This is a genomic window from Mesorhizobium sp. (genome assembly GCF_004962925.1).
Taxonomy (GTDB): Bacteria; Pseudomonadota; Alphaproteobacteria; order Rhizobiales; family Rhizobiaceae; genus Mesorhizobium.
This window is the reverse complement of record NZ_SUEO01000353.1, coordinates 1-3,494: the sequence shown is the minus strand read 5'-3', so window position 1 is coordinate 3,494 and position 3,494 is coordinate 1. Positions and strand designations below refer to the sequence as shown.

Here is a 3,494-nt window from a genome sequence, read left to right as displayed (position 1 = left end):
AAATCGGGCGATTCCTATGGAATATCAGCGGCTTCCGAATTCTTCACGGCCGACGTTTTGCGAAAACTAGGCATTCCCACAACGTCGGTGGCGGCGCAATCTTCCGCCAAAATACGCGGTGCGTCTACTCCGGCTGCCGGTGGGCGACAAAACGGTTGTGCTTGGCCTGGAAGATCAGCCCGGTTTCCTTCAGATCCGGGCTGGCCAGCGGCACGATGCGTTTGGCGATCTCCTGGGGATGCGGCAGCGTTTCCGGATCCTCGCCGGGCACCGCTTGCGCCCGCATGGCGGTGCGAGTGGCGCCGGGGTCGGCGGCGTTGACCCTGAGGGCCAAGTTTTCCGTCTCATGCGCCCAGGAGCGCATCATGGTCTCGACCGCCGCTTTTGAGGCCGCATAGGGAGCCCAGAAGGCTCGCGCCGAATGGGCGGCGTTGGAGGAAAGCACGATGGCGCGGCCGGCATCGGAGAGCCTGAGCAGCGGGTCGACCGAGCGGATCAGCCGCCATGTCGAGGTGACGTTGATGGTCATCACCTTTTCGAAGGTTTTGGCCTCGACATGACCGATCGGCGAGATGACGCCGAGCACCCCGGCATTGGCGACGAGGATGTCGAGCTTGCCCCAGCGTTCATGGATGGCGCCGCCCAGCCGATCGATGCCGGCCATGTCGGCGAGGTCGAGCGGCACAAGTGTGGCTTGTCCGCCGGCCGCCTTGATTTGGTCGTCGAGTTCCTCCAGCCCGCCGACGGTGCGGGCAACCGCGATGACATGCGCTCCGGCGGCGGCAAGTTCCAGGGCGATGAAATAGCCGATCCCGCGCGAGGCGCCGGTGACGACCGCGACACGGCCGGAGAGGTCGAGGGTAGGGGTCACCGGGCAGCTCCGAAGGTTAGCGCTCTACGTTGCCCTAGGGCCTTGCTCTTCGACCTTTGCAATTGGCGAAAGCGAAGATGAGGGCGCAATCTCCCCCCTTGCGGGGGAGATGTCGGGCAGGACAGAGGGGGGTGTGAGGGATCACGGCGTTTCGAATTGAGCCGGTTCGGACGGCAAATCAGCCCAAGCGCGCGGCTAGGATTGATCGACAGGCCGGAGGGACAGCACCCCCCTCTGCCCTGCCGGGCATCTCCCCCGCAAGGGGGAAGATCGCATGTCGCTTCGGCTTCGCCAACTACCAGCGTTGCAAAGTCCGGATGGGCGCGACAAAGCGATCCCGAAGAAGTTTTCACACCGGCGACATTCACGATAGTAGTGTGATCCTACGACCCGCCCGCCGCCAAGAGCGACAGCGTGCGCACATTGTCGGAACCCTCGAAGTCGGCAAGCCGGGTCGGATATTGCCCGGTGAAGCAGGCGTCGCAGAATTGCGGCTGCTCGTTGTCGCGGCCGGCCTCACCGACGGCGCGGTAGAGCCCGTCGATCGACAGGAATCCGAGCGAATCGACGCGGATAAACTCGGCCATCTCTTCTACCGACATGCGCGACGCCAGCAGCTTCGATTTCTCCGGCGTGTCGACGCCGTAGAAGCAGGAAGCGCGTGTCGGCGGCGAAGCGATGCGCATGTGCACTTCCTTGGCGCCGGCATCGCGCACCATCTGCACGATCTTTTGGCTGGTGGTGCCGCGCACGATCGAATCGTCGACCAGCACCACGCGCTTGCCTTCGATCATGCGGCGGTTGGCGTTGTGCTTGAGCTTGACACCCATGTGGCGGATCGAATCGCCAGGCTGGATGAAGGTGCGGCCGACATAGTGATTGCGGATGATGCCGAGCTCGAACGGGATGCCAGCGGCTTGCGAAAAGCCGATCGCCGCCGGGGTGCCGCTATCCGGCACCGGCACGACGATATCGGCGTCGACCGGGCTTTCGAGCGCCAGCTCGGCGCCAATGCGCTTGCGCACCTCGTAGACGTTGCGGCCTTCGACAGACGAATCCGGACGCGCGAAATAGACATATTCGAAGATGCAGAAGCGGGTCTTCTGCGGCTCGAAGGGAAACAGGCTCTCGATGCCCTTGGTGGTGACGACAACCATCTCGCCGGGCTTCAGGTCGCGCACGAAACGCGCACCGATAATGTCGAGCGCGCAGGTTTCGGAGGCCAGGATCCAGGCGCCGTCGAGATCGCCGAGCACCAGCGGGCGGATGCCGAGCGGATCGCGGCAGCCGATCATCTTCTTTGCCGTCATCGCCACCAGCGAGAAGGCACCCTCGACCTGGCGCACCGCATCGATGAAGCGCGAGTTGAGATCGCGTTCCCTGCTGGTGGCGACCAGATGCAGCAGCGTCTCGGTGTCGGAGGTGGACGAGAAGATCGCGCCTTGTTTCTGCAGCGCGCGTTGCACGGTCATGGCGTTGGTGAGGTTACCGTTGTGAGCGACGGCGAAGCCACCATCGGCAAGCTCGGCAAAAAACGGCTGGATGTTGCGTTGGCCGGCGCCGCCGGTGGTGGCGTAGCGCGTGTGGCCGATAGCACGGTTGCCTTGCAGGCTGTCGATGACGCGCTGCTTGGTGAAGGTGTCGCCGATCAGGCCGACATGATGTTCGACATGGAACTGGGTGCCGTCATAGGAAACGATACCAGCCGCTTCCTGGCCGCGATGCTGCAATGCATGCAGGCCAAGCGTGACGATAGCTGCGGCATCCTGCCGGCCAAAAATACCGAACACACCGCATTCGTCATGGAAATGATCGTCAACTTCGGCGGAAAGCACGTCGTCTGCGTCTGCCATCTTCAGCTCCGCTAAAGTCGCTATATAGTGTGATGACTGCTCGAGAGCAACGTAGAGTTTGCGGCTTTCACATGATCGTCAGTTTGCCGGCGCCGGATTGGCCGGCGCATTGTCGGCCGGTGGCGCGTCGGTCCCGCTGCCATCGAGCGCCGGAGCATCGTCGCCGGTTGCCGGCGCATCCGCCGCGGGTGCGTCCGCCGCCGGAGGTGTCTCGGCGCCGGTCTCGGGTGCCGGCTGGCTCGGATTGAGCCTGTTGAGGATCGCGTTTTCCGGATCTTCAGGCAGCAAGCTTTCGAGCTTGGCGCCGATCGATTCGAGCAGCGGCCGCGACTTGGCGTTGGCGACCCAGCCCGGAGCCTTGGGACCGGCCAGCCAGTTGAAGAACAGCAGGGCCACCGCGACGACCAGGATGCCGCGCGCCGCGCCATAGAGGAAACCGAGTGTGCGGTCGAGCGCGCCGATCCTGGAATCGATGATCCAGTCGGCGAGCTTCATGGTGATGACGGAAACGACGATCAGCGCGATGATGAAGACGATGCCAGCGGCGGCCACCATGGCAATCTTCTCATTGTCGACATAGGGCTGAACGTAAGGCAGGACCGGTTTGTAGAAGAAGAACGCCGCCGCTGCCGCCACTATCCAGGAGATGACGGAGAGGATCTCGCGCGAAAAGCCGCGAACCATGGCGAGCATCGCCGAGACCAAGGTGAAGCCGACGAGAATTCCGTCAAGCAGCGTAATCGGCATGTCTTTTGCCCCACTTCATGAGC

The 3,494-nt window shown here is 63.3% G+C and carries 3 protein-coding genes; all 3 read right to left on the bottom strand.

Going from position 1 to position 3,494, the window contains the following annotated elements:
• Positions 1 to 124: 124 nt before the first annotated feature.
• On the bottom strand, positions 125 to 871 hold the full coding sequence (locus E5W87_RS34725) for an SDR family NAD(P)-dependent oxidoreductase (protein WP_292408275.1): 747 nt from the start codon (positions 869 to 871) through the stop codon (positions 125 to 127).
• A 383-nt stretch (positions 872 to 1,254) separates the two neighbouring features.
• Complete coding sequence (purF, locus tag E5W87_RS34720; protein ID WP_292408271.1) at positions 1,255 to 2,724, bottom strand: amidophosphoribosyltransferase; 1,470 nt, start codon at positions 2,722 to 2,724, stop codon at positions 1,255 to 1,257.
• A 78-nt stretch (positions 2,725 to 2,802) separates the two neighbouring features.
• Positions 2,803 to 3,471: a CvpA family protein gene (locus E5W87_RS34715; protein ID WP_292408268.1), complete on the bottom strand. Its 669-nt coding sequence runs from the start codon at positions 3,469 to 3,471 to the stop codon at positions 2,803 to 2,805.
• Between the last annotated feature and the right edge of the window lie 23 nt (positions 3,472 to 3,494).